Annotated in this window: 23 protein-coding genes and 1 tRNA gene; 9 read left to right on the plus strand and 15 right to left on the minus strand. The window is 57.6% G+C overall.

Annotated features, from left to right (window positions below):
• Window positions 1-60: 60 nt before the first annotated feature.
• Window positions 61-1,455 (minus strand): D-arabinono-1,4-lactone oxidase, encoded by a 1,395-nt coding sequence (locus WHX55_RS17115; protein ID WP_353740862.1) that lies wholly within the window; start codon window positions 1,453-1,455, stop codon window positions 61-63.
• A gap of 22 nt (window positions 1,456-1,477) precedes the next feature.
• Window positions 1,478-1,864 carry a c-type cytochrome gene (locus WHX55_RS17120; RefSeq protein ID WP_353740863.1) on the minus strand — a complete coding sequence of 129 codons (387 nt, stop codon included), beginning with the start codon at window positions 1,862-1,864 and terminating at the stop codon, window positions 1,478-1,480.
• 265 nt (window positions 1,865-2,129) lie between these two features.
• On the opposite strand from WHX55_RS17120, the gene WHX55_RS17125 reads away from it, so the two are divergent.
• The gene (locus tag WHX55_RS17125) at window positions 2,130-3,755 is read left to right on the plus strand and encodes an NADP-dependent glyceraldehyde-3-phosphate dehydrogenase (RefSeq protein WP_150755768.1); all 1,626 of its coding nucleotides are present in this window, start codon (window positions 2,130-2,132) and stop codon (window positions 3,753-3,755) included.
• Between the two features lie 68 nt (window positions 3,756-3,823).
• Here WHX55_RS17125 and WHX55_RS17130 read toward each other — a convergent pair whose 3' ends face one another.
• The gene (locus WHX55_RS17130) at window positions 3,824-4,717 is read right to left on the minus strand and encodes a DMT family transporter (protein WP_353740864.1); all 894 of its coding nucleotides are present in this window, start codon (window positions 4,715-4,717) and stop codon (window positions 3,824-3,826) included.
• A 136-nt stretch (window positions 4,718-4,853) separates the two neighbouring features.
• Here WHX55_RS17130 and WHX55_RS17135 point away from each other — a divergent pair, with 136 nt between their 5' ends.
• Complete coding sequence (locus tag WHX55_RS17135; protein ID WP_046038550.1) at window positions 4,854-5,291, plus strand: Lrp/AsnC family transcriptional regulator; 438 nt, start codon at window positions 4,854-4,856, stop codon at window positions 5,289-5,291.
• 56 nt (window positions 5,292-5,347) lie between these two features.
• Window positions 5,348-5,677, plus strand: a complete 330-nt coding sequence (locus tag WHX55_RS17140) for a YceK/YidQ family lipoprotein (RefSeq protein WP_150723587.1) — start codon at window positions 5,348-5,350, stop codon at window positions 5,675-5,677.
• 60 nt (window positions 5,678-5,737) lie between these two features.
• Here WHX55_RS17140 and WHX55_RS17145 read toward each other — a convergent pair whose 3' ends face one another.
• Entirely contained in the window at window positions 5,738-6,409 is a 672-nt protein-coding gene (locus tag WHX55_RS17145) for a Bax inhibitor-1/YccA family protein (RefSeq protein ID WP_057714309.1), read from the minus strand.
• 123 nt (window positions 6,410-6,532) lie between these two features.
• On the opposite strand from WHX55_RS17145, the gene WHX55_RS17150 reads away from it, so the two are divergent.
• The 6 genes from WHX55_RS17150 to WHX55_RS17175 all read left to right on the plus strand — a co-directional run bounded on the left by WHX55_RS17150 (window position 6,533) and on the right by WHX55_RS17175 (window position 11,726).
• Window positions 6,533-6,620 (plus strand) — tRNA-Ser (locus WHX55_RS17150).
• Window positions 6,621-7,116: 496 nt separating this feature from the next.
• Window positions 7,117-7,626, plus strand: a complete 510-nt coding sequence (locus WHX55_RS17155) for a hypothetical protein (RefSeq protein ID WP_353740865.1) — start codon at window positions 7,117-7,119, stop codon at window positions 7,624-7,626.
• Between the two features lie 292 nt (window positions 7,627-7,918).
• The gene (locus WHX55_RS17160) at window positions 7,919-8,128 is read left to right on the plus strand and encodes a hypothetical protein (RefSeq protein ID WP_353740866.1); all 210 of its coding nucleotides are present in this window, start codon (window positions 7,919-7,921) and stop codon (window positions 8,126-8,128) included.
• Window positions 8,129-8,272: 144 nt separating this feature from the next.
• Window positions 8,273-9,097: an abortive infection family protein gene (locus WHX55_RS17165; protein ID WP_353743060.1), complete on the plus strand. Its 825-nt coding sequence runs from the start codon at window positions 8,273-8,275 to the stop codon at window positions 9,095-9,097.
• 444 nt (window positions 9,098-9,541) lie between these two features.
• Complete coding sequence (locus WHX55_RS17170; protein ID WP_353740867.1) at window positions 9,542-10,693, plus strand: ATP-binding protein; 1,152 nt, start codon at window positions 9,542-9,544, stop codon at window positions 10,691-10,693.
• A 1-nt stretch (window position 10,694) separates the two neighbouring features.
• Entirely contained in the window at window positions 10,695-11,726 is a 1,032-nt protein-coding gene (locus WHX55_RS17175) for a DUF4435 domain-containing protein (protein WP_353740868.1), read from the plus strand.
• A 229-nt stretch (window positions 11,727-11,955) separates the two neighbouring features.
• Here WHX55_RS17175 and WHX55_RS17180 read toward each other — a convergent pair whose 3' ends face one another.
• From WHX55_RS17180 to WHX55_RS17230, 11 genes are all read right to left on the minus strand, one after another.
• The gene (locus WHX55_RS17180) at window positions 11,956-12,750 is read right to left on the minus strand and encodes a DNA adenine methylase (RefSeq protein ID WP_353740869.1); all 795 of its coding nucleotides are present in this window, start codon (window positions 12,748-12,750) and stop codon (window positions 11,956-11,958) included.
• Between the two features lie 203 nt (window positions 12,751-12,953).
• Window positions 12,954-13,988, minus strand: coding sequence for a contractile injection system protein, VgrG/Pvc8 family (locus tag WHX55_RS17185; RefSeq protein WP_353740870.1), 1,035 nt, complete (start codon window positions 13,986-13,988; stop codon window positions 12,954-12,956).
• Between the two features lie 52 nt (window positions 13,989-14,040).
• Window positions 14,041-14,247: a tail protein X gene (locus tag WHX55_RS17190; protein WP_057716592.1), complete on the minus strand. Its 207-nt coding sequence runs from the start codon at window positions 14,245-14,247 to the stop codon at window positions 14,041-14,043.
• Window positions 14,222-15,079 (minus strand): phage tail protein, encoded by an 858-nt coding sequence (locus WHX55_RS17195; RefSeq protein WP_353740871.1) that lies wholly within the window; start codon window positions 15,077-15,079, stop codon window positions 14,222-14,224. The genes WHX55_RS17190 and WHX55_RS17195 overlap by 26 nt, the downstream gene beginning before the upstream one ends.
• A 9-nt stretch (window positions 15,080-15,088) precedes the next feature.
• On the minus strand, window positions 15,089-17,407 hold the full coding sequence (locus tag WHX55_RS17200) for a phage tail tape measure protein (protein WP_353740872.1): 2,319 nt from the start codon (window positions 17,405-17,407) through the stop codon (window positions 15,089-15,091).
• 152 nt (window positions 17,408-17,559) lie between these two features.
• Window positions 17,560-17,865 carry a phage tail assembly protein gene (locus tag WHX55_RS17205; protein WP_353740873.1) on the minus strand — a complete coding sequence of 102 codons (306 nt, stop codon included), beginning with the start codon at window positions 17,863-17,865 and terminating at the stop codon, window positions 17,560-17,562.
• An 11-nt stretch (window positions 17,866-17,876) separates the two neighbouring features.
• A complete protein-coding gene (locus WHX55_RS17210) occupies window positions 17,877-18,380 on the minus strand; it encodes a phage major tail tube protein (RefSeq protein WP_353740874.1) in 504 nt (167 codons plus the stop codon).
• 12 nt (window positions 18,381-18,392) lie between these two features.
• A complete protein-coding gene (locus WHX55_RS17215) occupies window positions 18,393-19,556 on the minus strand; it encodes a phage tail sheath family protein (protein WP_353740875.1) in 1,164 nt (387 codons plus the stop codon).
• Window positions 19,557-19,658: 102 nt separating this feature from the next.
• Window positions 19,659-20,246 (minus strand): hypothetical protein, encoded by a 588-nt coding sequence (locus WHX55_RS17220; RefSeq protein WP_353740876.1) that lies wholly within the window; start codon window positions 20,244-20,246, stop codon window positions 19,659-19,661.
• The gene (locus WHX55_RS17225) at window positions 20,246-22,549 is read right to left on the minus strand and encodes a phage tail protein (protein ID WP_353740877.1); all 2,304 of its coding nucleotides are present in this window, start codon (window positions 22,547-22,549) and stop codon (window positions 20,246-20,248) included. Before WHX55_RS17225 ends, WHX55_RS17220 begins: the two co-directional genes overlap by 1 nt.
• Window positions 22,542-23,153, minus strand: a complete 612-nt coding sequence (locus WHX55_RS17230; RefSeq protein ID WP_353740878.1) for a phage tail protein I — start codon at window positions 23,151-23,153, stop codon at window positions 22,542-22,544. The genes WHX55_RS17225 and WHX55_RS17230 overlap by 8 nt, the downstream gene beginning before the upstream one ends.

A 23,153-nucleotide genomic window follows, 5' to 3' on the forward strand; every position in this document is an offset into this window, starting at 1 on the left:
CCACCAACAAGGCGCCGACGCCTGCGCTGCCGAGCAAAAAATTGCGGCGATTGACAGCCATCAGCTCACCCCCAGAATCGATGACAGATGCGCATTGAGAAATTTGCCGCTGGGGTCGAGCGCCTGCCGCACCTGGATGAATTCCTGCCAGCGCGGGTACAGCGGCTGCAGGTTTTTCGCGTTCAGCGTGTGCAACTTGCCCCAGTGGGGCCGACCGTTGTACTTCCAGAAAATCGGCTCGATGGCGGCGAAGAAGTTGTGATGATCCATCTGGTAATGCTGGTGGACCGAGATCGAACAGCTGTCGCGGCCTTCGAACATGCTCAGGGGAATGTCGTCGGCCTTGACGTACCGGTATTCGATCGGAAACCAGGTGCGCAGGTCCTTGTCCTGGATCAGCTTGAGGATCTCGCGCAAACAGGCCGGGCCGTATTCGGCCGGTACGGAATATTCCATTTCGTTGAAACGCACCGTGCGCACGTTGGCGTAGATATCGAACGAGTCACCCACCCGGTCATCGAAACTGGCCAGGTGGCGCAGGTTATTGAGTAGGGTGCGGCGCAGGTCCGGGAAGTCGCTGGTGTATTTGTCGATCTTCTCGATCAGCGTGACAAACTCGTTGCCGCCCTCCTCATCCGCCGGCACCGGCGGTGTGGCCGGGTCGGTGGTTTCGTTCAGAGCGATCGACAAGGCGTAGTCGGAATGGGTCACCACGAGCATTTCCCAGTGCTGGTTTTCCCGGGTGTTCTTGTCCAGGTCTTCCAGCAACTCTTCGGTCCTGGCGATCCACTGCCGTTCCCGCAAGCGATACGCCGGGCGGTTTTGCAGGCGCACTTTGGTTGCCACGCCCAACGCCCCCAGGGACACCCGGGCTGCGCTGAACACTTCAGGATGGCGGCTGGTGTCGCAGTCCAGCACGTCGCCGCTGGCGGTCGCCAACTGCATGCCGCAGACATGCGCCGAATACGATTGAAAGTTCTTGCCGGTACCGTGGGTCGAGGTCGAGATCGCGCCGGCCAGGGTCTGGTAATCGATGTCAGCCATGTTCTGCAGGGCCTGGCCGATGTCCTTGAGCGGCGTGCCCATGCGTGACATCGGCGTACCAGCGGCGAACTCGGCCTGCAGGGTTTTCGCATCGTGATCAAGCAAACCCGTGAAATAGCTCAGCGACAGCAAGGTGCCGTCGGTGGGCACCAGCGCGCTGAAGGAGTGCGCCGAACCCACCGGACGAATCCTACCGGGGGCCTGGCGCACCACTTGCGTCAACTCATCCAGGTTCTTGGGCGCCAGCCGCGCCGCCGGCAGGCAACTCTGGCCGCCCGACCAGTTGCGCCAGGGAATCAGGCGTGGAGCGCGCAGCAGCTCGGCCAGTGCCGACGTTGAGCCGAGCGCGGTAAAGGCGCCAATGACGCTCGCCCGTTGCAACAACTGACGCCGTGTCAGGTCCATCGTCATGAATCGCACCCTGCCGTTCTTGTTATTGGATTTGCTGGCCGGACATAAAGGCAATCAGCGCCAGGAACTGTTCTTGCGAACACTGCATGCACATGCCCATCGGCGGCATGCCGTTGTAACCGTTGATCGCGTGGTCGAGCAGCGTGTCGGCGCCCTGCAATACCCGTGGTTGCCAGGCCTTGATATCGCCGGTCAGCGGCGCCCCGGCCGCCGGGTTGGCGTGGCACAGCTTGCAGCTGTTGTCGTAGACCTGCGCCAGCTCGGCGTCGGCGGGCCTTGCGGCGTTTGCTTCGCTGCGGGTCGGCGGGTTGTTCGGCTCCTCACCGCACCCTGCAAGCAACGCCGCAAAGACACACCCCACCAAGGCCAAACAAAGGCTAGGCTTTTCAGTTAGTCGGCTTGCCCGCATGGCTGTCCTCTCATTGGCTGCCCGGCCAGCCGGGTGCAGCTTTTTTTTGTTGTGATCAAGGAGAGTCAACATTAAGGCACCCCGCGTGGGCGGGTTGAGGGCATTGGGGGCCAACAAGGGGAGCTTCTGAGGCCATGACGCAAGGCCCGATAAGTCCCCGGACATCACGCCGTGCGGCAAAACGCTGAGATGAGTCATGACAAGCGTTGCTGAGGTCTGCTAAAACGATTCATCAGTGCATCAGCCAATCCAGAGGGGTAGCGACATGACCACAGCCAATATTCTCCAGAACCTGTTCCCAAGCCCCGCCGACATCCCGGAAAAGTACCGCCTTGACGGCCAGACCGAGCAGCGCGAGTACCTGGTCGATGGACAACTCAGAACCTGGAACGGGCCGCTGGCTCAGGTCCGCAGCCCGGTGTACCTGACCGGCCCGAATGGCGACGAGCAAGTGATCCTCGGCAGCACGCCGTTGCTCGATGCCGAGACCGCATTGACCGCCCTCGACGCTGCCGTGCGCGCCTACGACCGCGGCCAGGGATTGTGGCCGACCATGCGCGTGGCCGAGCGCATCCAGCACGTCGAAACCTTCCTCGGACGCATGCGCGAGCAGCGCGACGCCGTGGTCAAGTTGCTGATGTGGGAAATCGGCAAGAACCTCAAGGACTCGGAAAAGGAGTTCGACCGCACCTGCGACTACATCGTCGACACCATCAACGCGCTGAAGGAACTCGACCGCCGCTCCAGCCGTTTCGAACTGGAACAGGACACCCTCGGCCAGATCCGTCGCGTGCCGATGGGCGTGGCCCTGTGCATGGGGCCTTACAACTATCCGTTGAACGAAACCTTCACCACGCTGATCCCGGCGCTGATCATGGGCAACACCGTGGTGTTCAAGCCGGCCAAGCTCGGCGTGCTGCTGATTCGCCCGCTGCTGGAGGCCTTCCGCGACAGTTTCCCGACCGGGGTGATCAACGTCATCTACGGCAGCGGTCGCGAGACCGTCAGTGCGCTGATGGCCAGCGGCAAGATCGACATCTTTGCCTTCATCGGCACCAACAAGGCCGCCAGTGACCTGAAAAAACTCCATCCGAGACCCCACCGCTTGCGCGCGGCGCTGGGCCTGGATGCGAAAAACCCGGGCATCGTCCTGCCGGAAGTGGATCTGGACAATGCGGTCAGTGAAGCGGTGACCGGTTCGCTGTCGTTCAATGGCCAGCGCTGCACCGCCCTGAAAATCCTGTTTGTCCACGAAGACGTGGTCGAGTCCTTCATCGACAAATTCAATGCCAGGCTCGCCAACCTCAAACCCGGCATGCCCTGGGAAAGTGGCGTAGCCCTGACACCGCTGCCGGAATCGGGCAAGGTCGACTATCTGCATGCACTAGTGGCGGACGCCGAGAGCAAAGGCGCCAAGGTGGTCAACCCCAACGGCGGCGAGGCTCGTGCGTCGTTCTTCTACCCGGCGGTGCTGTACCCGGTCACGCCACAGATGCGGGTTTATCAGGAAGAACAATTCGGCCCGGTCATCCCCATCGTGCCGTACCGTCATCTGGATACTGTGATCGACTACGTGCTGGAGTCGGATTTCGGCCAGCAATTGAGCATCTTCGGCACCAACCCGGTGGCGGTCGGCCGGCTGGTGGACACCTTCGCCAACCAGGTCGGGCGCATCAACCTCAATGCCCAGTGCCAACGCGGCCCGGACACCTACCCCTTCAATGGTCGCAAGAACTCGGCCGAAGGCACCTTGTCGGTACATGACGCACTGCGGGTGTTTTCGATCCGCACCCTGGTGGCCACCAAGTTCCAGGAGACCAACAAGGACCTGATCAGCGAGATCATCAGCGGCCGCAGTTCGAGCTTCCTGACCACCGACTACATCTTCTGAGTCATCGTACGGCCAGGCCATAACCGCCGACGAACATCGCCGGAACATCTGACGCCGCACGGTGACGCTCAGGGCGTCACCGTGCGCCGAAACTTCAGTGACCAGCCTTGTTGCATGCCGGCAGCGGCCAGCAGAATTGCCGCGACTCCGATCCATTGCAGCGGCTCCAGGCGATGGCCGAAAGCAAACCAGTCGACGAAAATCGCCGCGATCGGGTAGATGAAAGACAGTGCGCCCGTCAGCGCAGTCGGCAGTTTTTGTATCGCACCGTACAGCAACACGTACATCACGCCGGTGTGCACCATGCCCAGCGTCACCAGGCTGGCCCACGCGCTCGGTGCCTGCGGCAATACCGAAAGATTCGCGAATGGCGCGAGCAACAACACGCCGGTGCTGACCTGGATCAGCGCGATCAAATGCGGTGGCGTGCCCGTCAAACGCTTGATGATCAGCGCGGCAATCGCATAGAGAAACGCCGCGCCCAAGGCCAAGGCAATGCCCATCAGGTAATCGCTGCCGCTCCCACCCTGGCTGCCATGGGCGCTGACAATCGCCAGCATCCCGAGAAACGAAACGCCCAGCCAGGTCAGTTTCTGCGCGGTGATCTTTTCGTTGAGGAACAACGCCGCCAGCCCGACCAGCATGAACGGCTGGACGTTATAGACGGCGGTGCCAATGGCAATTGACGCCCGGGAATAGGACGCGAACAACAGCACCCAGTTGCCGACAATCGCCACACCGCTCAGCACGGCGAGCAGGAACGTGGTGCGGGTCAGAATGCCCGGGCGCAGAAAGCCGAAAGCCGCGCAAATCAGCAGTAAGGTGCCGGCACCGAACAGGCAGCGCCAGAACACCACGTCCAGCACCGGTTGCCCGGACACCAGCACGAACCAGCCGATGGTGCCGGAGATCAGCATGGCGGCCGTCATTTCGAACGAACCGCGGCGTAGGGTTTTGTCCATCATCAGACTCCTGTGTTTGTGGCCAAAGTATGCCAATGCACCCAGGGGCTACTCCAGAGCAAAAAGCAGGCTAAACTCTGGATCTGCCTTTTTTATAAAGGCCGTTTTGAAAAAATGCCTAACAGAGGGTTTCGCCATGACCGATGACATCGACCAGCTGCTGATCACGGCGCTGATGGAAGACTCGCGGCGCTCGCTCAAGGCCCTGGCGCAAATCAGCGGCCTGTCCTCACCCAGTGTTGCCGAGCGTCTGCGTCGCCTGGAAGAGCGTGGCGTGCTCAAGGGCTACACCGTTGAAATCGACCCGAAATGCTTTGGCTATCAACTCCAGGCCATCGTGCGTATTCGTCCGCTGCCGGGGCAATTGCAGGAAGTGGAACGGCAAATCATGGCCATTCCCGAATTCACCGAGTGCGACAAGGTGACCGGCGACGACTGTTTCATTGCGCGCCTGCATGTGCGCTCGATGGAACAACTGGACACCCTGCTCGACCGCCTCAACACCCACGCTGAAACCAATACGGCGATCGTCAAGAAAACCCCGGTCAAGCGCCGGTTGCCGCCCATGGCGTGAGTGATATTTGTTTCAGCCTGAAGTAGATTGACGGTTTCCGGCGAAGGATTGACGGCATGAAAACTCAGGCAATGCTACTCGTGGCAATGATGCTGGCGGGTTGCGGCACGATTCAGACGGTTGTGCGCAGTGACGAAGTGGCCGCAAAAAGCCTCAAGGAACAAAAGAGTTATTGCGGCGCGGTACCGCGAATCTACAGCGGCGTGACCTACGATTTCTGCTACCTGAACGCGCCCCTCGAGGACGGTCGGGATGCGCAGGTACATGGCCCAGCCCCCGCTATCGTGCTGCTCGACGTGGTCGTGTCCGGGGCGATGGACACACTGCTGCTGCCCTACACCATCTACCGCCAGCAAGCCGATGGCAGCATCGTCATTGCAGAGTAATTTTAGATTTGTGGCAAAAAAAAACCCGCCTGAGCGGGTTTTTCAGTTCAAGGCCGAGGATCAGTCATCGCGGCTCATGATGCCGAACAGCTGCAACAGGCTGACGAACAGGTTGTAGATCGATACATACAGGCTGATGGTGGCCATGATGTAGTTACGCTCGCCGCCATGAATGATGGCGCTGGTCTGGAACAGGATGCAGACCGAGGAGAACAGCACGAAACCTGCGCTGATTGCCAGTTGAAGGCCGCTGATCTGGAAGAACAGGCTCGCCAGCGTTGCACCCAGCAGCACGAAGAAACCTGCCGTGATGAAACCGCCGAGGAAGCTCATGTCCTTGCGGGTAATCAGCACATACGCCGACAGACCGCCGAACACCAGCGCCGTCATCGCGAAAGCCGAGCTGACCACTTCAGCGCCGCCCTGCATACCCAGGTAACGGTTGAGGATCGGGCCCAGCAGGAAACCCATGAAACCGGTCAGGGCAAATGCCGACACCAGGCCCCAGGCCGAATCACGGAGTTTGTTGGTGAGGAAGAAAAGACCGTAGAAGCCGATCAGCACCACGAAAATGTTCGGGTAGCCAACATGCATCTGCTGGGCAACGTAGGCTGTCACACCGCTGAATGCCAGGGTCAGGGCGAGCAAGCCGTATGTGTTGCGCAGGACGCGGCTAACCTCTAGCTGCTCAGCCTGCACGCTGTTATTAACTGCGTAATCCTGTTCGCGCATGGCGACACTCCTGTTGGTTTGAAACGTTCAGTCGCAAAGATCATAACAGACGCTCTGTAACAAGCTATGCAGAGAGTTTGACAGTGTGTTTCATTCAGGTATTATGGCGCCCGCAACGCAAACGGAGGTGTGGCCGAGTGGTTTAAGGCAACGGTCTTGAAAACCGTCGACTGTAACAGGTCCATGAGTTCGAATCCCATCGCCTCCGCCATCTTTATACGACAAGGCCCTGATTTTTCAGGGCTTTGTCGTTTCTGGAGTCTGTGAATCGGTGCAGCCTCTGGAGGTCGTTACAAAACTATTTGGTAACCGTTACAAAACTTTCCTGATTTTCCCTCTCCCCGGCGTCCTGCCAACGGTTAAAAATCCTTCATGAAACGCAGTGCCACGCTGACCTCATAACCGAGGATTCTCGATGCCAAACTCAGACCTGCTCCCTTCCCGGCTGTTCAAGATCAACGAAATGCTCGCCTAACGTTTTAGCTAATCTCTTGCATCGACCGGTTGAATCCACAACCATAAGCAGTCAGTGGACAGAATAGTTGTAAATCGGTAGCGTCGGGGCTGCCTCATGAATATTTACCGCAATTGAGGCTGCCATCTTCTATGCCGGGGCCAATACCATCCGTGCACTGGGCGGGGCCTAACAATTCATTCCCGCCGAAGCCGCTTCGCGACTCGGCTTAATAACGGCGTCAGGCGTACACATGGTTAGTCTCGTAGATTCAGCTCGTTGGGCCCCGATCATTGGCCGACTGTTCATCGCTTTTGGAAGCATTGAACGAACGACACATGAATGCATCCGCGATTGGGCCGGAGAAATAATCCATAAGCATTTTGCCAATGCTCCGCTATCCGCACGTATCGACTTTGCTCGGGATCTGGCAAAGGCTCAGGATGCGACATATGCAACACAGGAGGCTTTCGTGCAATCGCTTCTCAGCGCCAAGAAACTTGCGCAAAATCGAAATCTTGTTGCACACAACCCGCTTTGCCTCGTATTTTTCCAAGACTCTCTTGATCGCCCTTTCCTTGAAGCTGTTGCGCATCACACCAACGATCAGAAGATCTTGTCGTACGAGGCGCTTGTTGAGATCGTTGACCGTTCAGAGCGTTGCGCGGAGGATCTTATTCACAACTTCGTTGCTTTCCGTGTGGAAAAGCTTGATTTGGAATCTCTCAAAACCTTTCCTGGCCTAGGTACACCCCACGCCTAACATGCGGTTCAAGCTGTTCTCTTCGTAGTTAGAATCCCATCGCCTCCGCCATTTTTATACGACAAAACCCTGATTATTCAGAGCTTTGTCGTTTCTGGGGTTTGGATCTCCCTGCCGCCACTTTCATGATCGTTTCCGCATCTTTTCGACCATCTCCGCAACCCACTCCCACTGAGGATCCAGAAACCACTCTGAAATGTCTGACTCTCTCCCAGGTCGTTTTATCGACCTGCTAGCCCACGTTTCCTCTCGATTTCTGCTGCTACGCTGAAATCACCATGGAGGATGCCCAATGCCCAATTCTGATCTGCTACCGTCACTACTGTTCAAAATTCATGAAAATCAACTCGCATTAGAGGCCGCCGTGATGGAGCTTTCGAATTGGGTCGAGCAGCGCGGGTCCGCAGAAGTCGCCGATAACGTGCGCGGCGCCCTGGAAGCAATCGACAAGAATGAAGAATTCATCAAAATGACGCTTGCGGTGATGATGGCGCCGGAATGACTACTTTCAGCTGAAGCGGACATCGCCACACCAAACTTGATCAGGCGCCGGCACATCAAACTCAAACGACATCCGGCCTACAGACTCCATCCGCCAGTTGACTCAATCGTTAGCGAGAACCCAAAAGAGAGAGTATTGAACGAAATGACATTGCCGATTACCGACTTGATCGTGGCCACAGTGAGTAAGATGGTCGATGATTCACAATCAGGAGCATACAGGGAACCAAGTCATTCTGACCTGGACTTCTACATTGGTCGCGCAGGCTTATCGAACGTCGATCCAAAGGTACAAGGTCAAAGCGTCGGTAAATCAAAACGTTTGCGGGCTGTTCTCTCTTGGGCGCTCGATAATGACCAGGCTGCCGGTGGTAAGCTAATCGAGAGCTTGATCTCGAAGATTAGAGCGTCCGGAGGTTTCAGGGAAACGTCCGATAACTATATTGGGAAGGACGTCATTTTGCGGGCTGTAGAAGCCTTCAGCTCAGAAGGCTACGTACTCGCAATGGATGGCGACCTACGATCTAAGAACTTAGAATCACTGAGTGGCCGGAGCCTCACAGATGCATTGCGAGCCTACGCTAGACGTGCCAAGAAAGGCGCGGAGGATGCAGCCCTGCTCTCCGGCACGAGCAAAGACTTACTGGAAGCTACCGCAGCCCACGTTATAACGGTGAAATTCGGCGCGTACCCGCAGCAAGCCAATTTTCCTGCTTTGCTTGGCCAAGCCTTCGTTGCTCTCGGCTTAGCCACACCCGAAGATCCACCATTATCTAGTGAGGCCCCTTGCCGCATGATGGAACGTGGCATGTATCAAACTGCTGTTGGTGTAAACCGTCTTCGGAATAAAGAAGGTACTGGCCACGGTCGACCTTGGTCCGCAGGCATCACAAAAGCAGAGGCAGAGGCCGCCGTAGAGCTCGCCGGCGTAATAGCTGGATACATGCTGGATAAGCTGAATGCATGCTAACAACAGAGACAACGCGGACAGGCTTTTCCGATGCGCACCAAAACCGACAGGATACGCTTGAAATACGTACTTGCTTTGGGTCGATCTTGTTGAAAGGTAGGCTCTCCTAAGATAGGTCGCGCATCCCTGGGCTAGTATCACGCCCAGTTTCTTGCGCAGTTCCGATCGTCATCGTTGCTCAAAACAGTCAAAACCCTTTGGCAACTGGCATAGAAGGTGCCGGAGTCAACTGGAGCCCAGACCACCACCATCCTATCTTCCTTAGCATCGAATCGTGCGTGCATAATGGCAAAGGAGCACTGAAAAAAATTTCGCCTATGAGAAAAAGGCTATATGATTTGCAAACATCGCTGAAACCGTTAGGAAGCATTCCGAAACCTAACGTTTCTAGCTTTACCGTCATCGATGGCTAGCTAACTTTGACGGATCTTTAAGGAGTGAGTTTTGAGAAAAATAGAGCGGATCGGCTTGCATAATATGCCTTGGCTTGGTCACGGAATCGAAATCAATGTGGACCAAGGCTGTCAATTTTTGATTTTGACTGGCTACAATGGCTCAGGAAAATCGCGGGTTCTATCGGCTCTTCTAGAAACATTATCGCTAGCTCGAAATCATGACTTTCCTGCAAAGGAATCTGACTGGGTGATGAGCATTGCATTGCAAGACGACATAGAAGTTAGAGCAATTAAAGCCGATCGAGGAACTATGCCCCACGATTCGGTCCAAAAAAAGGTTGGCTCAATTTTAACCAAACGTGAGAGCCTTTCGAAAACATACAAAGATGTCGAAAAATATTTGCAAACTGGAAAAACCCGGGGCTCATACTCTTCGCAAAAATCGGAAAACGAAGACTCTCGCAACTTTTGTGCCGGCACTATCTTTTGCGATCAAAATGAATTAGAGGCAATTGAAAACTCGATAAATGTTGTTGCGTACATCGATGAAAAAATTCACTTCAACTACGCCCGAAAAGTTGAAAACGCATTATTTGAAAACGTCCACAATCTAAATAACACACTGCTAGTCCTGATCACCGAATTTGTATCATCCAGCATTGTAAAAGATTCCGTTAGCTCCGTACTGGAATCATCTGTAAAAGATGCAATGAGAGAATACTTCAAAGCTGCCAAAAAGAAAAAACTGGAAATAACAGAAGAAAAAGCAGTCGAATATGTTTCAGAAAAAATAAAGCTAGAAGAAGCAAACCTGAGTGACACCGTATTTTCCTCGAACGATTTTTTTGTAATATCCAATGAGTTCTTCACACTCACAAAACGTAGACTTGTATGGAATGACAACACAATCAGGCTTAGATTGTGCGATGGAACATTGGTGGATTGGTTCTTGTTTTCGAAGGGAGAAAAAACATTACTATCCTTATTTTTGATGGTGTACTTATATAAAGATAGCTCGCTATTTTTCCTCGACGAACCTGAAACCTCTTTACATGTAGAATGGCAGCAAAGACTTCTACCCGCCCTTCAAAAGCTGGCACCTAATTCGCAATTTATAATTGCAACCCACTCTCCATTCCTCATAATGAATACAGATGTGGAGCAGGTTATAAACATGGCAAAATACACACCGGACGCATAAGATGCACAAATCTTCAGAACTGGGTTTTGTCATTGACGGATCGCATCTAAGCAAACTTAAATACTTCAACCTTGACGGACTGGAAACACAAACAGTATTCGTTTGGGTTGAGTCCCGAGAAGATAAGCGATTTTGGCGCAGCCTATTAAAAGACAACAACAACTACAAATTTGAAATCAAACTCCCAGATCAATTTCTTTCTGTTGATGGAAAAGCTGCTACCGGGTGTAAACGCCTGATGGCAATGTTGGATCGCAAGGAAGTCACTCTTAGCAAACACAATATTTTTTGTATAGATGATGACGGATCATTTCTCTCGTCGTTTTGCAACGAATACGAAGACAAAATAAACAAAAAACACATCTATACCACCAAAATATTTTCGATTGATAACGCTTTTTTGGTACCCATGCACGTTGATCGCGTGCTAGCAAACATCTCAGCTTGTGAATTAAATAAACTGGTTCTGAAGCCGTCCGACCTTATTGAAGCGCTCAGTTGTAGCTCTCATGATACAGTGGCGTTGCTTTCTTACGCCAATGTAATTACCCCACAAGCGGCTGAAACACTAAGAAATGGATTGCATTCGGCGATCCAACGCTTGAAACTAATTGACTTTGAAGTCCCACTTGCCGAGTCAGCAGTTTACCAAGAATATTTAGGCACCTTAAATTCCTTAAACGAAAGCATTAAAACAAACTTTATTAATGCAGGATTCGAAGGCAAATTTGAAGCATATGAATCAAAACTATTATCGATTGGACTAAACAGATCAAATGCATTCCTGTTTATCCGAGGCCACGATGTATTTGATATGATAATTTCTGTTGCCGACCGCATGAGCAAACATCTAAAACGACAAGAGGAAGTCCGAATCAAAGGCATCTATCAAAACCCAGGTGACGTTGTTAAAGCGCTAAAAAATGAGTGGGCTGAATTCGCTTCTACGCTAAAACAATGCTTCTATTACACAAGTCTTGAAGTTGAATTCTTGGCTGACACTGTCACAGAGCTTTCCGAACAGTATAGCTAGATCATTACAGTGTAACGTATCGCTTGATGACGCTAGCGAATGTTGTTGCGGTACACATTACATCTGCTCACAGAAGCCTGCTATTACCCCAAATAGATAGATAAAGCCTTTTTTGCCATCGACAATAATTAGACTCACTATACTCCTAATTTTAAAAACCCTAGACACAGCCACCCTATTGCTAAATTTTGCAATTATCGGGTGGCTAACCGTTATTTATTGTCTCCCTCTAAAAAAGACCTCCGAAAGCTGCTGGCTCCCAATTCATTACGATCAGTTCACCGCTGATGTCGGCCCGACCCTGGCGCTGATTTGTCGTGGTGTAGCGGATATCCAGCGTCTCAAAGTGAAAGCCCTCGAACACCCGGCGAATGTCTGGGTGGTCGTTGATACTGACCATCACCCTGCCCTTGCAGCGGCGCATGAAGTCGGCCATACGCTCATAGTTCTCAAACGGAAAATCCACCCCATAGCCGGCGGTCTGCCAGTAAGGCGGGTCCATGTAGTGGAAGGTGTGGGCCCGGTCGTAACGTTCGGCGCACTCCAGCCAAGGCAGATGCTCGACATAGGTGCCGGACAAACGCTGCCAGGCGGCTGAGAGATTTTCCTCGATACGGAGCAGATTGATGGCCGGGCCGGTGGTCGCGGTGCCGAACGTCTGCCCGGACACCTTGCCGGCGAAGGCATGATGCTGCAGGTAGAAAAATCGCGCGGCACGCTGGATGTCGGTGAGGGTTTCCGGGCGGGTCATCTTCTGCCACTCGAACACCTGGCGCGAGCTGAGCGCCCATTTGAACTGGCGCACGAACTCTTCGAGGTGGTTCTGTACGACGCGGTACAGCGTCACCAGGTCGCCATTGATGTCGTTGAGGACTTCGACGGGCGCCGCCTGAGGTCGCATGAAATACAACGCGGCGCCGCCAGCAAAGACTTCGACGTAGCATTCATGGGGTGGGAACAGCGGGATGAGGCGATCGGCCAGACGGCGTTTGCCGCCCATCCAAGGGATGATAGGAGTAGACATGGATAGCAAGACCTTTACTGTATAAATAAACAGGTGCTAGGCTCGCTCTGCTTTGTGCACAGAGCAGGAGCCTTGGCGGGACTTGCAGGGACAATCTGCGGGGACGGTGGCCAGGCTGGATGTTGACGCATCCAAACTGGCCGCTCCTTTTTTACGTTGAGATTCAAACTTCTTTGGCCGGGCACGACTCACGCGCCCGGCAATCAATCAGCCACGTCGAGCACGACTTTCTGTGGTTTGCCGGAGGCCTTGGCCTTGCCCTCCTTGCCACCATTGCACTCCACCGACACCGTCCACCCGGACGGGGTGAAGGTGTGATCCACCGACTCCACCAGGTATTCGCCATCGAGCCCGCGCTTGAAGCCTTGCGCCTTGATCATGGTTTCGGCAAACAGGTCGGTCCGGCCCGGCAGGTCGAGGCGCACCGAGGCGGTCGAACGATTGAACGCCGCCAGGCGCGCCTTGGCCGCCTCATCGGCCGCCGTGCGGTCCGGGTAGATGTGCCGATCGGTATGCACCGGCGGCATGCCCTCGGGTACATTGGGGTTGTCCAGGTGCGAGACCAACAATTCACCGCTCGCCGGGTTCTGGTACTGGGTGCTGACCCCTTGATGGGCACTGCGGTCGCTCAAGCGAAACTGCCAGCGGGTCACGTCATTGCGTTGCAAGGTGATCATACCCAAGGCCTTGCCACTGGCGCTTTGCCCGCCCTGTCGCGGCAGGACCAGCAGCTTGCCGTCGGCCACCTTGGCCGTGCAGTCGTGCTTCTTGGCCACGCGGGTGATGAAGTTGAAGTCGGATTCATTGAGCTGGTCCATGCGCGGCACCCGGGTGTCGACCGGGCACGACGGCTGCCAGCCATTGCGTGCGGCCACGTCGCCAACGATCTGCGCCAGGCTGACGTCCTCCCAACTGCCGCTGCGTGTGGTCTTGCCGCTGCCGCGCATGTCGCTGGCCTTTCCGCTGATCACCAGTGTGTCCGGCGGGCCGGAGACCGCCACTTCGTCCACCGTGTAGCGACCCATGCGCGTCAGGTCGGCACCGGCATACCCCAGGTAGACCTCGATGCTCGCGCCACGCACAGGCAGCGACACCGCGCCGTCACGGTCATCAATGCGCAGTTCGAACGAATCCGAGGCCATCCCCGGTCGGTCGGCCAGCTGCAGTGAGACCAGCCGATCATTGATCAACGCGGTAATATCGGCGCCGTCGGCGACGATACGAAACAGCGGTTGCATAGCGGTACTCCAGGCAAGAAAAAGCCCGCACTGAGCGGGCTGCGTAACGCGGTCAATCCCACAACGAAATGACGCTGTCCGTCTCCACCACCAAGTCTGGCAGCGTGATCAGAACGCCGGCCCGGAACGGCTGTGGCTCATCGGCCAAGCCTTGGTTGGCTGCCAGCACCGCCTCGACGCTGCGGTTCAGGTGACCGTAATAGTGGTGACACAGGGTGTCGAGCAGATCCCCGTCAGCTGTTCTGCAGGTCATCGCCATAGCGGACAAACTCCAATGAAAAGCCCTGCTTGCGCGGGATCGCCCCGGGCAGTAAGGCGCTTTGCTCTTCTTCAATATTGGTCAAACACCAGTTGCCCAACACCTCGCCATAACCGGTAGTCAGGTTCAGTGGCAGCAACTTGGCGCCGATACTGCGCAGCGTATCCAGCTGCTTCAGCCCACCCTTGAAGCTCGGATAGATCGCGCCCTTGATGGTAATTTTTTCCTCACCCAGGCCCACCGCCTGCTGCGCCGGACGTCGGGTCAGGCGCTCCTGCGCGGCCCAGCGAAACGACGTCTGCCGCCGGAGTTCGTCAAACGCGGCGGTGTCCAGGTTGAAGTAATACGGCCGCTCATTGGCTTTCAGTGGGTAGAGGATCAGCAAGTGCGGGAATGGCTTCACCGCCTCGGGAATCGGCGTCATGTCGCCAGCAAACCATTCAGAGGGGAAAATATTGCCCAACGCGGCATTGGCCTTGCCGGCGACCTTGCTGAACGCCGCGCCAAACCGGCCGATCTGTTCGGTCAGCGCGGAAAAGTGCTCATCGAACTGGGCCAGCGCGCGTTGGGTCTGGTTGTAGAAGCTGGCCACCTTGCCAATCTTGGCCTGCGCCGAGTTGATCGCATCCTGCAGACGCCGGGTCTTGTCGCTCAGATCCTCGCTGATAAAGGGCAGACCTTCCAGCGCATCGGCCGCCCCACTGATCTCATTGAGCGCGCCATTCATGGGCCCGGTCATCGACTCCAGGTCAGTGCGCCCGGCCTCCCCTGCGTCAACCATGTACTTCAGCCCGCCCTGCAGGTGCTGCAGGTAAGTTTTTTCAACCGCCATATCACTTCCTCAACCCACGTGGGGTGCATCAAACAACTGCCGGGCGCGCGCTTCCCGGGCGAAGTCGTCGAACTGACGGCGCAGATACGGCATCAATTCCCGGACCAACTGCGCCGGGTCCTTCACATCGCCGTGCACCTGAAACACTGGGGCCGGAGCGAAGGTGAATTGCTGATCGACCTTCGGCCATTCGAGTGTCTTTGTTGCGGTGGTCGACATCAATGCCGCCGCCGTAACCGGCGCGGCGGGGGCGCTGTCCATCGAGCGCACGACCGCGCCAACCCCCTGGCCGGCGGCCATGGGAAAGAGGCCGAGCGGTGCTTTGGGTACGACCGGGGTGTCCGGCCCGCCAAACAACGCCTTGCCCATGGTCGCGCCCACGTCACCGCCGCCCATCGCCCCGAGCCAGGCACCGATCATCCCGCCCACCGCGGTGCCGAGCAGCGGGATGACCGAACCGATGGCCGCACCCGCTGCTGCACCGGCCAATCCACCGGCAAGCCCACCCGCCACCTCGCCGTAGCCTTCGGCCTTTTCATCACGGGTGATGGCGTTCTGGTAAGTGTCCAACATCTGAACGCCGGCACCGACCACCGCCAGCGCCCCACCCACTTTCATGCCACGGGACGGCCGACCTGCAGGGCCTTTTCTCTTTCGACCTGAATCGTGATCCAGCCCGTCATCATCGCCGTCATTCGCGTTGGTCACGAATACCCGCTGCACGATGTTGGACCGGTCACCGGCCGAACCACGGGCGATGTTCACCAGCCCCCGGCCGATCTTCAGCGCGGCCCAGGCTTTGCCCAATACCAACGCACCGGTAGTGAGTGCCGCCAGGCCCAGCACCGCCTTGGGCGTCTCCTCAGACAAGGCGGTCAAGCCACGGGCTGCCGCGCCAATGCCGGTGGCCAGCGCATCTGTCGCCGGACGCAAGGCATCCCCGATCGCTCGCAGCGAATCGTTGAACGCCTGACCGGTTTCGGCCCAGCGTTGTGACGAGGCCTCGCGCCGTTCACTCAGGTTTTTGTCGAGAATGACCTTGCGCTCGCCGTTGGGGTCCGAGGCGCCTTTTTTCAGGTCCGCGTAGAATTTTTTGTTCTGGGTGTAGGCCATCAGTGCGGTCTTGACCTGCATGTCGGCAAACACGTCGCCGGTACGCAGAGTCGCGGCCAGGGCATCGGCCATCGCTTGTGCCTTGGCCGGGTCCGTCTCCTGGCTGATCTGGGTCAGGCCCTGATCCAGCTGTTTGGCCTTCTTCGGGTCGGTCTTTTCCACGTACCGGCGCGCCAGTTCAAAACTGGCTTCAAAGGTCGACAGGCCCTTGCCAATGGCGGCGTTCATCGAGCCCTGATAGTCGATCCCGGCATCGGCATAACCTTTGACTGTTTCCCCTGAACCGATTTTCGCGATCCAGTTTTTCAGGTTGTTCGCCGCCTCATCGGCACTGCCGGCGCTCTTGATCTGCACCTGCAGCATGGCGCCCAACTGGGTTACCGCATCCTGACCGGTGATGCCGCTGTTGGCCATCTGCGCCAGTAGTTCCGGAAACCACTTGGCCATGTCGGCCGCCTCGAAGCTGCCTTGCTGGCCCAGCAGGGCAACCGACGCCAGTGCCTGTTCCATTTTCTTCGGGTCGGTGATCTTGGCGTTGTTCTGCATCGCCAGAATCATCCTCGCCGTGTCGGTACCCGACGCGCCCTGCCCGACAGCAAACTTGGCGGCCACCGGGGCGTACTTCAGCGCTTCGGTCAGATCCATGCCGCCACCGACCAGCTGGTTCACCAGGTCCGCCACTTGGGTGTTGGCCATGCCGGTGTCTTTTGAGGTCTGAACGATGTCGCGGGCGGTGTCTACTTCCTGCTGGGTGTTGGCGGTACCGGACTTGATCGCGATGTCCCGGATGATCGCCTGAAAATCCGCGCTGACTTTGGTCGGTACCGCGGCCAGCGTGGTACCGGCCACCGCCGTACCGAATCCGCTACGCAGGCTCTCCCGTCCCTCTTCGATCTGCCCCATGCCTTTGGTTTTGAACTCGGCACTGCGCACCACCTTGCCCAGCGCCAGATACTCCTGACGCAGGCGCCCGACTTCGACACCCTGCTTGCGCAGGCTGTTGGTGTTGGTTTCCAGTTTGCGCAGCAAGGCGTCGGCATTGGCCGCCCCGCTGTCGTGGGCTTTTTTCCATTCATCGCGCAGACGCATGGTCTCGCCGATGACTTTCTGCAAGCCCTTGGCGCGGGTGGTTTGCGCCTCAAGCTTTTTCATTTCGCCGCTGACGTTCTTGAAGGCGGCGCCCAGGGATGAATCGACGGCACCGCCAATCACCATTGTTCGCCATGCAGGTTACCTGTGTGCGACGGGATTAGGCTCAGTCCGTGAGCCACCAGACCATCTCGGAAAACGACAGCCTCTGAATCTCGGCCGCCGAAAAATTCAGCTCGACGGCCAAGCGTTTGGCCAAGGCCTTTTGCAGCCGGGGGTTAAACCCCGTCATCTGCTCCCAGACGAAAATAGGCGGTCTGCAAACGACGGTAATCACGCATCAGCAGCCCCTCCAGATCCGCACGGCCGATGCTCGCCAGGCTGCAGAACAAGACCATCTCCTGCTCCTCTTCGTTGCTCCCTCCCTGCAGGGTGGCGGCGCGCATCTCACGCACCGTCGGTTCGCGCAGGGTCAGTTTGTCGACCTGAATGCCATTCGCCTGGCTCGCCCGGGACAAGGCCACGGTGGCGATGCCATCACCCAGTTGCAGCCACTTGGGCAGGATGTCTTTTGCGTTGCTCATGGTGTTGCTCCTTACATGCCCAGGGCAGACCGCACAGCGGCCAATTGGTCGACGCCGTCAATGACGCGGATCGAGTTGAGGGGATCGATTTCAAACATCACACTGCCGTCGATTTCCAGCTTGTAGTAGGTCACCGCAACGGCGTACTTGAACTCGCCTTTTTCACCCGGTTTCCAGTCCCCCGGATCCACTTCCTTGAGGCCGCCACGCAGGGTGGCGACCACCGACTTGACCGAACCTTTCTGGCCTTTGAAGGCACCCCGAAACGAGGCGTTGAACGCGGTCAGGTCGGCTTGGCCGAAGAACTTCAGCACCTCGCGGCGCACGCCGTTGGTGATGAAGCTGGCCTCGAGCTTTTCGGTACCCATGTCGATCTCCACCGGCGCGTCCATGCCGCCGGCACGATACTCATCAGTCTTGAGGGTCAACTTGGGCAGGGTCAGGCTCGGCACATCGCCTTGCAGGCTGATACCGTCAACGAACAGGTTGGTGTTGTAGAGCACTTCCGGAATCATTAAGCGGCCTCCTTAGGCGGCGGTATCGAGCACTTCAGTGATCCACTGATCGGTCACTTCCACGCGGAAGTTCGGGTTTTCGGCCGGCGGTACGTCGGTGAAACGAATGTTCCAGTACACCTTGCCGTCGCTGAGTTCGCTGGAGGTATTCAACTCTTCGTCGGCATACACCTCGAAGTTGATGATCGCGCCCTGATTTTTCAGGTCACGCATGAACGCCTGCAGGCCTTCGGTCACGTCCTTGACGTAGGTCGCGGTGATCGAGCGGTCCACGGCCCACTTGTGCGCGTAGAGGATCGCGTCCATGACGATGTCCAGCGTGCGCACACGGGTGACGAACTTCCATTTCGGGTCGCTGGACAGCGTGCGGTTGCCCCACAGGCGATAACCGTCATCACGAATGATCGTGGTGATATTGGCGTTGTTCAGCAAGTTGGCCCGGCACGAGGCATCGCCGTCGAGAAACTCGATCGGCCGCGTGGTGCCGGTGACGCCAACAAATTCCTTGTTCGACGGCGAAGCCCAAAAGCCGTAGGTGGCATCGGTCCAGGCGAACAGGCCGGCGGTCCAGGCTGAAGCCGGTGCGTTGATCGTGGCACTGGTTCCGGTGTCCCAGAACTGCACGCCGGGGTCGACCATGTAGGCGTGTTTGCTGCCGAAATTTTCGGCATAGGCGATCGCGGCTTCGTCGGTGGTGTTCGGCCCGTCGAGGATGGCCATGGCCCGCATCTTGTCGCCCAGCGCGACCAGCTCGGTGGCCACCGCCAGCGTCGACGAGTGCCCCGGCGTCACCAGCAACCGCGGCTGGGCGTTGAACTTGCTTTTACCGTTGAGCAACGCCTGCATGCCGGTACGGCTGCCGTCGGCCCACACCCCGCCGATGATCGCCGAGAGTTGTTCGGCCGGGTCTTCCAGCTGCGGCACGCCGACGGCGACAATCACCGCCTTGGAGCGTTTGAAAATCGCCTTGCAGTCCTGGGTGATCGCGGCGTCCGGGCCCCAGGCCGCCACCGCTTCGCTTTCGCGGGTGATCAGCAGCAGTTCGTTGGCCGCCGCGGTCGCCGGCGGCGCCACGGTGAAGGTGTTGCACAGGCCGATGATCGACGCGGACGGGGTGGCGATATGGCGTGCCCCGGTGTCCACCAAGGTCACGGTGACGCCGTGAAAGAAACTCATAGAGTGATGCTCCAGAAACGAAAAAGCCCCGCATAAGCGAGGCCGTGGGGATGTGCGGTGACGTGCAGCATGGAAAAGAAAACGCCCCGGCAATGCGGGGCGTCAGGACGCGGTGTTGGTCGATCCGTCCGGCTTTAGCGGCCGTTTATCACTGGCCGGAAAGTCCGACGATCCAGGCCAGGCCCGCAGCTCGTTGCGATAGGTGCGCCAGGCGAGTTCCGTGCTAATCGCGCCCGGGTCCGCATCCTGGTGCTTGTCGACCTCTCTGCCCGCCCAATGCAATTCATTTTCGATCCAGGACCGTTCTCGCTGGCTTTGAATCGCCAGATCGCGCGCGGCATCCAATACCCAAACAAGACTATTCCAGACATAGGCCGCACTCGGTCGCGGCATGGTCGTCAGCTCGGCCGGCAGTTCGCCCGGCATCGAATGCGTCACCTCGGCGCCATCGGTGGTGCGGTAAGCCACGCCTCGGTAGTCGGGCACCACCAGCCACGTGCCATCCCTCCAGACCACCACCTCCCCGTCCCCGGCTTCGGGCGGTTCTTCCAACGTGGCGCCCGCTGGCAGACCGCAGCCACAGCTGACATAGGTTTCGTGTTGGCCGAGGTATTCGGTGGTGGTTTCACTGAACGTGTAAACCTCGATCCAACCGCTCTCTTCAAAAAAACCATTCACTAAAGTCGGCATCAGTACATCCTGCAAATGTAGTTGTACGCCACGTTACGCATACGGGTTTCCGTACTCACACGGACGACGGCTGAAGGATTGAAAACGACTGAGCGGTAACCCGTTGTAGTGACTTGCGGTGCAGCCGGTGTAATGGCCGTGCTGTGATTGCCACTCGAAAATGCACCAGTCGCGGTGTTCACCAGTAACGTCGAGTCGTCGTCTTGCAGGACGAACTCGCCCGTCATGTTTTGCAGCGTGTCGAGCTGAGCGCTCAACACGGGGCGTCCCGAATCGGGGTCAACACCGCGCCCGCCATCCAGGCCACGAATCGACTCACCGCGCAGATCTGGCAGGATGCCGTTGGGATACACGGCCAGCAATGCTGGGTACCACTCGACATTGAACGGCTGCCCCGTCATCACGACGCAATTTTCTGGCGGCGTAGCGGTTGGCCATGGAAACGGCACGCCGACAGGGACGGCAAATATGGAAGCAGGATCAAAATTGCTTTCGGTCCAGATCTTCCCGAAGTCGGATGCATCAACCTGTAAACCCACGTCGCTCGAGGCGGGTCGATAACCAATGTAGACCTTGTTCGACTCCTGACCCGCACCACCGCCTTGCTGCACGGGAGTGAAACCCAGTGCCGCCTGGTAGTAGGCCGGATTGAAGTTAGAAGTATCCCAACTGGTAGACCATGCCCCCCAGCCCGCGCCGCCGGAAATAAGGGCACGTGTATTGATAGTGCCCGTCTGATTGTTGATGCCCAGCTGGGTTATTACATCAACCCCTTCCATCACCAACAACGTTGAATTCGGGGCGCCGACTGGTACATTCGGCCCTGTGGTTATCCGATAGACCCCCGCATCCGTCAGGGTATCAATGTCGGTTCCATCCGCAATAAAGATGCCACCCTGGCCCCAGCCATACGCCCCCGCGAGCAATACACGGCCTGGTGTGTCATCTTGGGGAGAGGTTTGTTTAACCAGATCGCTTGAGTCCCAGGTGCTTTCCCATTGGCCCCAAACACCGGCAGTCAAGGCCCGGCGGTGTAGGGTGTGGTCGGCATTCCCATAAATCTCTTGAAAGGCGTATTGACCTGGTATAATCGCCGAGACGCGGACCCAACCCTCAAAGGGCGCGCCACCTGGCCCTCCCGCGCCATTGCTGACGAAATAGAGGGCCGTCACCGCGTTCAGGCCACCGATGTCAACATCACTGACCGCATAGGCGGCCCCGCCCCAGCCGAACGCTCCGACCTTCATCAGCGCATCAGGCGTTTCATCGTGCAGATGGACCTGCACAGCAGCGGTCGCGGCGGTGCCCAGCCCGAGGTTATTCCGAGCCTCGACCACATCTGCAACATCGCCCAGGTTTTCGCTGACGGCCAGGGCATCGGTGATGCCGTAGCCGTCCAGGGTGGTCGGGTTGGTGCCGGCGATCACACGCCCAAGGGCATCGACGGTGACACTGCGAAACGTGCCCACTCCGCCCCCACTGCCGCCCGCGATCATTTCAAACTGCAAACCGGTGGTGCCGAGGGTGATCGGCGCGTCGGTGATCAACTGCCAGAGGCTGTCGCCGTTGGTCGTACCCTGCTCGACGTGGATAAACAACCCCGGTGTCACTTCCAGGCTGTTGTCGGCATCGGCGGCCCGCGTCCAGCTGTCGGCGCTGACGACATAGGCACCGTTGTCCTGGGCCTCTGCCTGGGCGGTCACCAGCACGCGGTCACCGGCGGCCACGGCCACGTCATCGATGGTCTGCACATTGCTCAGGGTGATGGGGACCGTGGCCGCCACCCGCGCTGACTGTTTGTGATCCAGCTTGGCCAGCGCCTCACTGATAGCCAGGTCGACGTATTCACGCGTGGCCAGCACGACGGCCGGGTCAATCTTCAGCACGATATTCGCCGAACTGCTGACGACGAAGTTCATCCGCACCACTTGCGTCTTGCCGGTGCCTTGCGCCAACAACGGTTTATAGCTCGGCGCACAGTTGGCCACCGCCACCAGGTCGCCGTCGACGTCATAGAGGCCGATCTCGCGAATCCACTCACCGCCGACTTCTGGCGGGATGATCTGTTCGGTGATCACCGTGTTGGGATTGGCCGCATCGACGCGGATCTGGTTGATCGGCGCCCGGCGCCATTCATTGATCAACTGGGTTTGCAGGCGGTCTGGAATCGGGTCGGTACCGTTGGCATCGCCCAGGCCCATTTCGGTAAACATCCAGTCCAGACCCATGGCGATGGCATTGGCGTGTTTGGCTTCGCCCACCGCCGTGAGAATGGCAAAAAACTGACTGGTCTTATCAATCATAGGGATAAACGTCCAAAGTATCGGTTTCATCGACGCAGAGCGCCGGGCCAAAGGTGCCGGTCACGTCGATGTCTTTCGGAGCCGGGGGGTAAACGTCGATCTCTTCGCCCTCTTGCACGCACACGGCAATGCCCAGCACGCCCTCGGTCTGCAAACTGAGCGCCAGGTTGGTCATGTGCCGACTGACCGGGCGGGCGTCGTCGATCAACCACGCCAGTTCCTCGTACAGTTCCTCGGTGATGCCGGCGTCATTCAGCCCCACCTCCAGGGCGAACGTACCGGGCACGCCTTCCGGCACGGTGTCGAACCATTCCACGACGTCGATCAGGTAGCCCAAGGGCTCGACCACCCGACGCAATGCACCGATGGTGCCTTTGCGTGCGTGCACGTCGTACGCCGAACGGATCGCCGTGCGCTTGGCCTCTTGGGTCCAGTTGTTGTTCCAGCGGTCCACCGACCAGGCCCAGGCGAGGTACGGCAACAAGTGCTCGGGACAGGTGTCGGCGTTGTACAAGCTGCGCAGGGTAATCAGCGTGTTTTCGTAGTTGGCCGCCTCCACGGCCAGTTCCAGCGGCGTGCTGTTAAGCGGTAACTGGCTGCTCAT

Source organism: Pseudomonas fluorescens, assembly GCF_040448305.1.
GTDB classification, from domain to species: domain Bacteria; phylum Pseudomonadota; class Gammaproteobacteria; order Pseudomonadales; family Pseudomonadaceae; genus Aquipseudomonas; species Aquipseudomonas fluorescens_BH.

Excerpts from the sequence above, each read along its gene's own strand:
- WHX55_RS17115 (WP_353740862.1), bottom strand. The coding sequence starts at position 1,455 with ATGACGATGGACCTGACACGGCGTCAGTTGTTGCAACGGGCGAGCGTC.
- WHX55_RS17120 (WP_353740863.1), bottom strand. The coding sequence starts at position 1,864 with ATGCGGGCAAGCCGACTAACTGAAAAGCCTAGCCTTTGTTTGGCCTTG.
- WHX55_RS17125 (WP_150755768.1), top strand. The coding sequence starts at position 2,130 with ATGACCACAGCCAATATTCTCCAGAACCTGTTCCCAAGCCCCGCCGAC.
- WHX55_RS17130 (WP_353740864.1), bottom strand. The coding sequence starts at position 4,717 with ATGGACAAAACCCTACGCCGCGGTTCGTTCGAAATGACGGCCGCCATG.
- WHX55_RS17135 (WP_046038550.1), top strand. The coding sequence starts at position 4,854 with ATGACCGATGACATCGACCAGCTGCTGATCACGGCGCTGATGGAAGAC.
- WHX55_RS17140 (WP_150723587.1), top strand. The coding sequence starts at position 5,348 with ATGAAAACTCAGGCAATGCTACTCGTGGCAATGATGCTGGCGGGTTGC.
- WHX55_RS17145 (WP_057714309.1), bottom strand. The coding sequence starts at position 6,409 with ATGCGCGAACAGGATTACGCAGTTAATAACAGCGTGCAGGCTGAGCAG.
- WHX55_RS17155 (WP_353740865.1), top strand. The coding sequence starts at position 7,117 with ATGGTTAGTCTCGTAGATTCAGCTCGTTGGGCCCCGATCATTGGCCGA.
- WHX55_RS17160 (WP_353740866.1), top strand. The coding sequence starts at position 7,919 with ATGCCCAATTCTGATCTGCTACCGTCACTACTGTTCAAAATTCATGAA.
- WHX55_RS17165 (WP_353743060.1), top strand. The coding sequence starts at position 8,273 with ATGACATTGCCGATTACCGACTTGATCGTGGCCACAGTGAGTAAGATG.
- WHX55_RS17175 (WP_353740868.1), top strand. The coding sequence starts at position 10,695 with ATGCACAAATCTTCAGAACTGGGTTTTGTCATTGACGGATCGCATCTA.
- WHX55_RS17180 (WP_353740869.1), bottom strand. The coding sequence starts at position 12,750 with ATGTCTACTCCTATCATCCCTTGGATGGGCGGCAAACGCCGTCTGGCC.
- WHX55_RS17185 (WP_353740870.1), bottom strand. The coding sequence starts at position 13,988 with ATGCAACCGCTGTTTCGTATCGTCGCCGACGGCGCCGATATTACCGCG.
- WHX55_RS17190 (WP_057716592.1), bottom strand. The coding sequence starts at position 14,247 with ATGGCGATGACCTGCAGAACAGCTGACGGGGATCTGCTCGACACCCTG.
- WHX55_RS17195 (WP_353740871.1), bottom strand. The coding sequence starts at position 15,079 with ATGGCGGTTGAAAAAACTTACCTGCAGCACCTGCAGGGCGGGCTGAAG.
- WHX55_RS17200 (WP_353740872.1), bottom strand. The coding sequence starts at position 17,407 with ATGGTGATTGGCGGTGCCGTCGATTCATCCCTGGGCGCCGCCTTCAAG.
- WHX55_RS17205 (WP_353740873.1), bottom strand. The coding sequence starts at position 17,865 with ATGAGCAACGCAAAAGACATCCTGCCCAAGTGGCTGCAACTGGGTGAT.
- WHX55_RS17210 (WP_353740874.1), bottom strand. The coding sequence starts at position 18,380 with ATGATTCCGGAAGTGCTCTACAACACCAACCTGTTCGTTGACGGTATC.
- WHX55_RS17215 (WP_353740875.1), bottom strand. The coding sequence starts at position 19,556 with ATGAGTTTCTTTCACGGCGTCACCGTGACCTTGGTGGACACCGGGGCA.
- WHX55_RS17220 (WP_353740876.1), bottom strand. The coding sequence starts at position 20,246 with ATGCCGACTTTAGTGAATGGTTTTTTTGAAGAGAGCGGTTGGATCGAG.
- WHX55_RS17225 (WP_353740877.1), bottom strand. The coding sequence starts at position 22,549 with ATGATTGATAAGACCAGTCAGTTTTTTGCCATTCTCACGGCGGTGGGC.
- WHX55_RS17230 (WP_353740878.1), bottom strand. The coding sequence starts at position 23,153 with ATGAGCAGCCAGTTACCGCTTAACAGCACGCCGCTGGAACTGGCCGTG.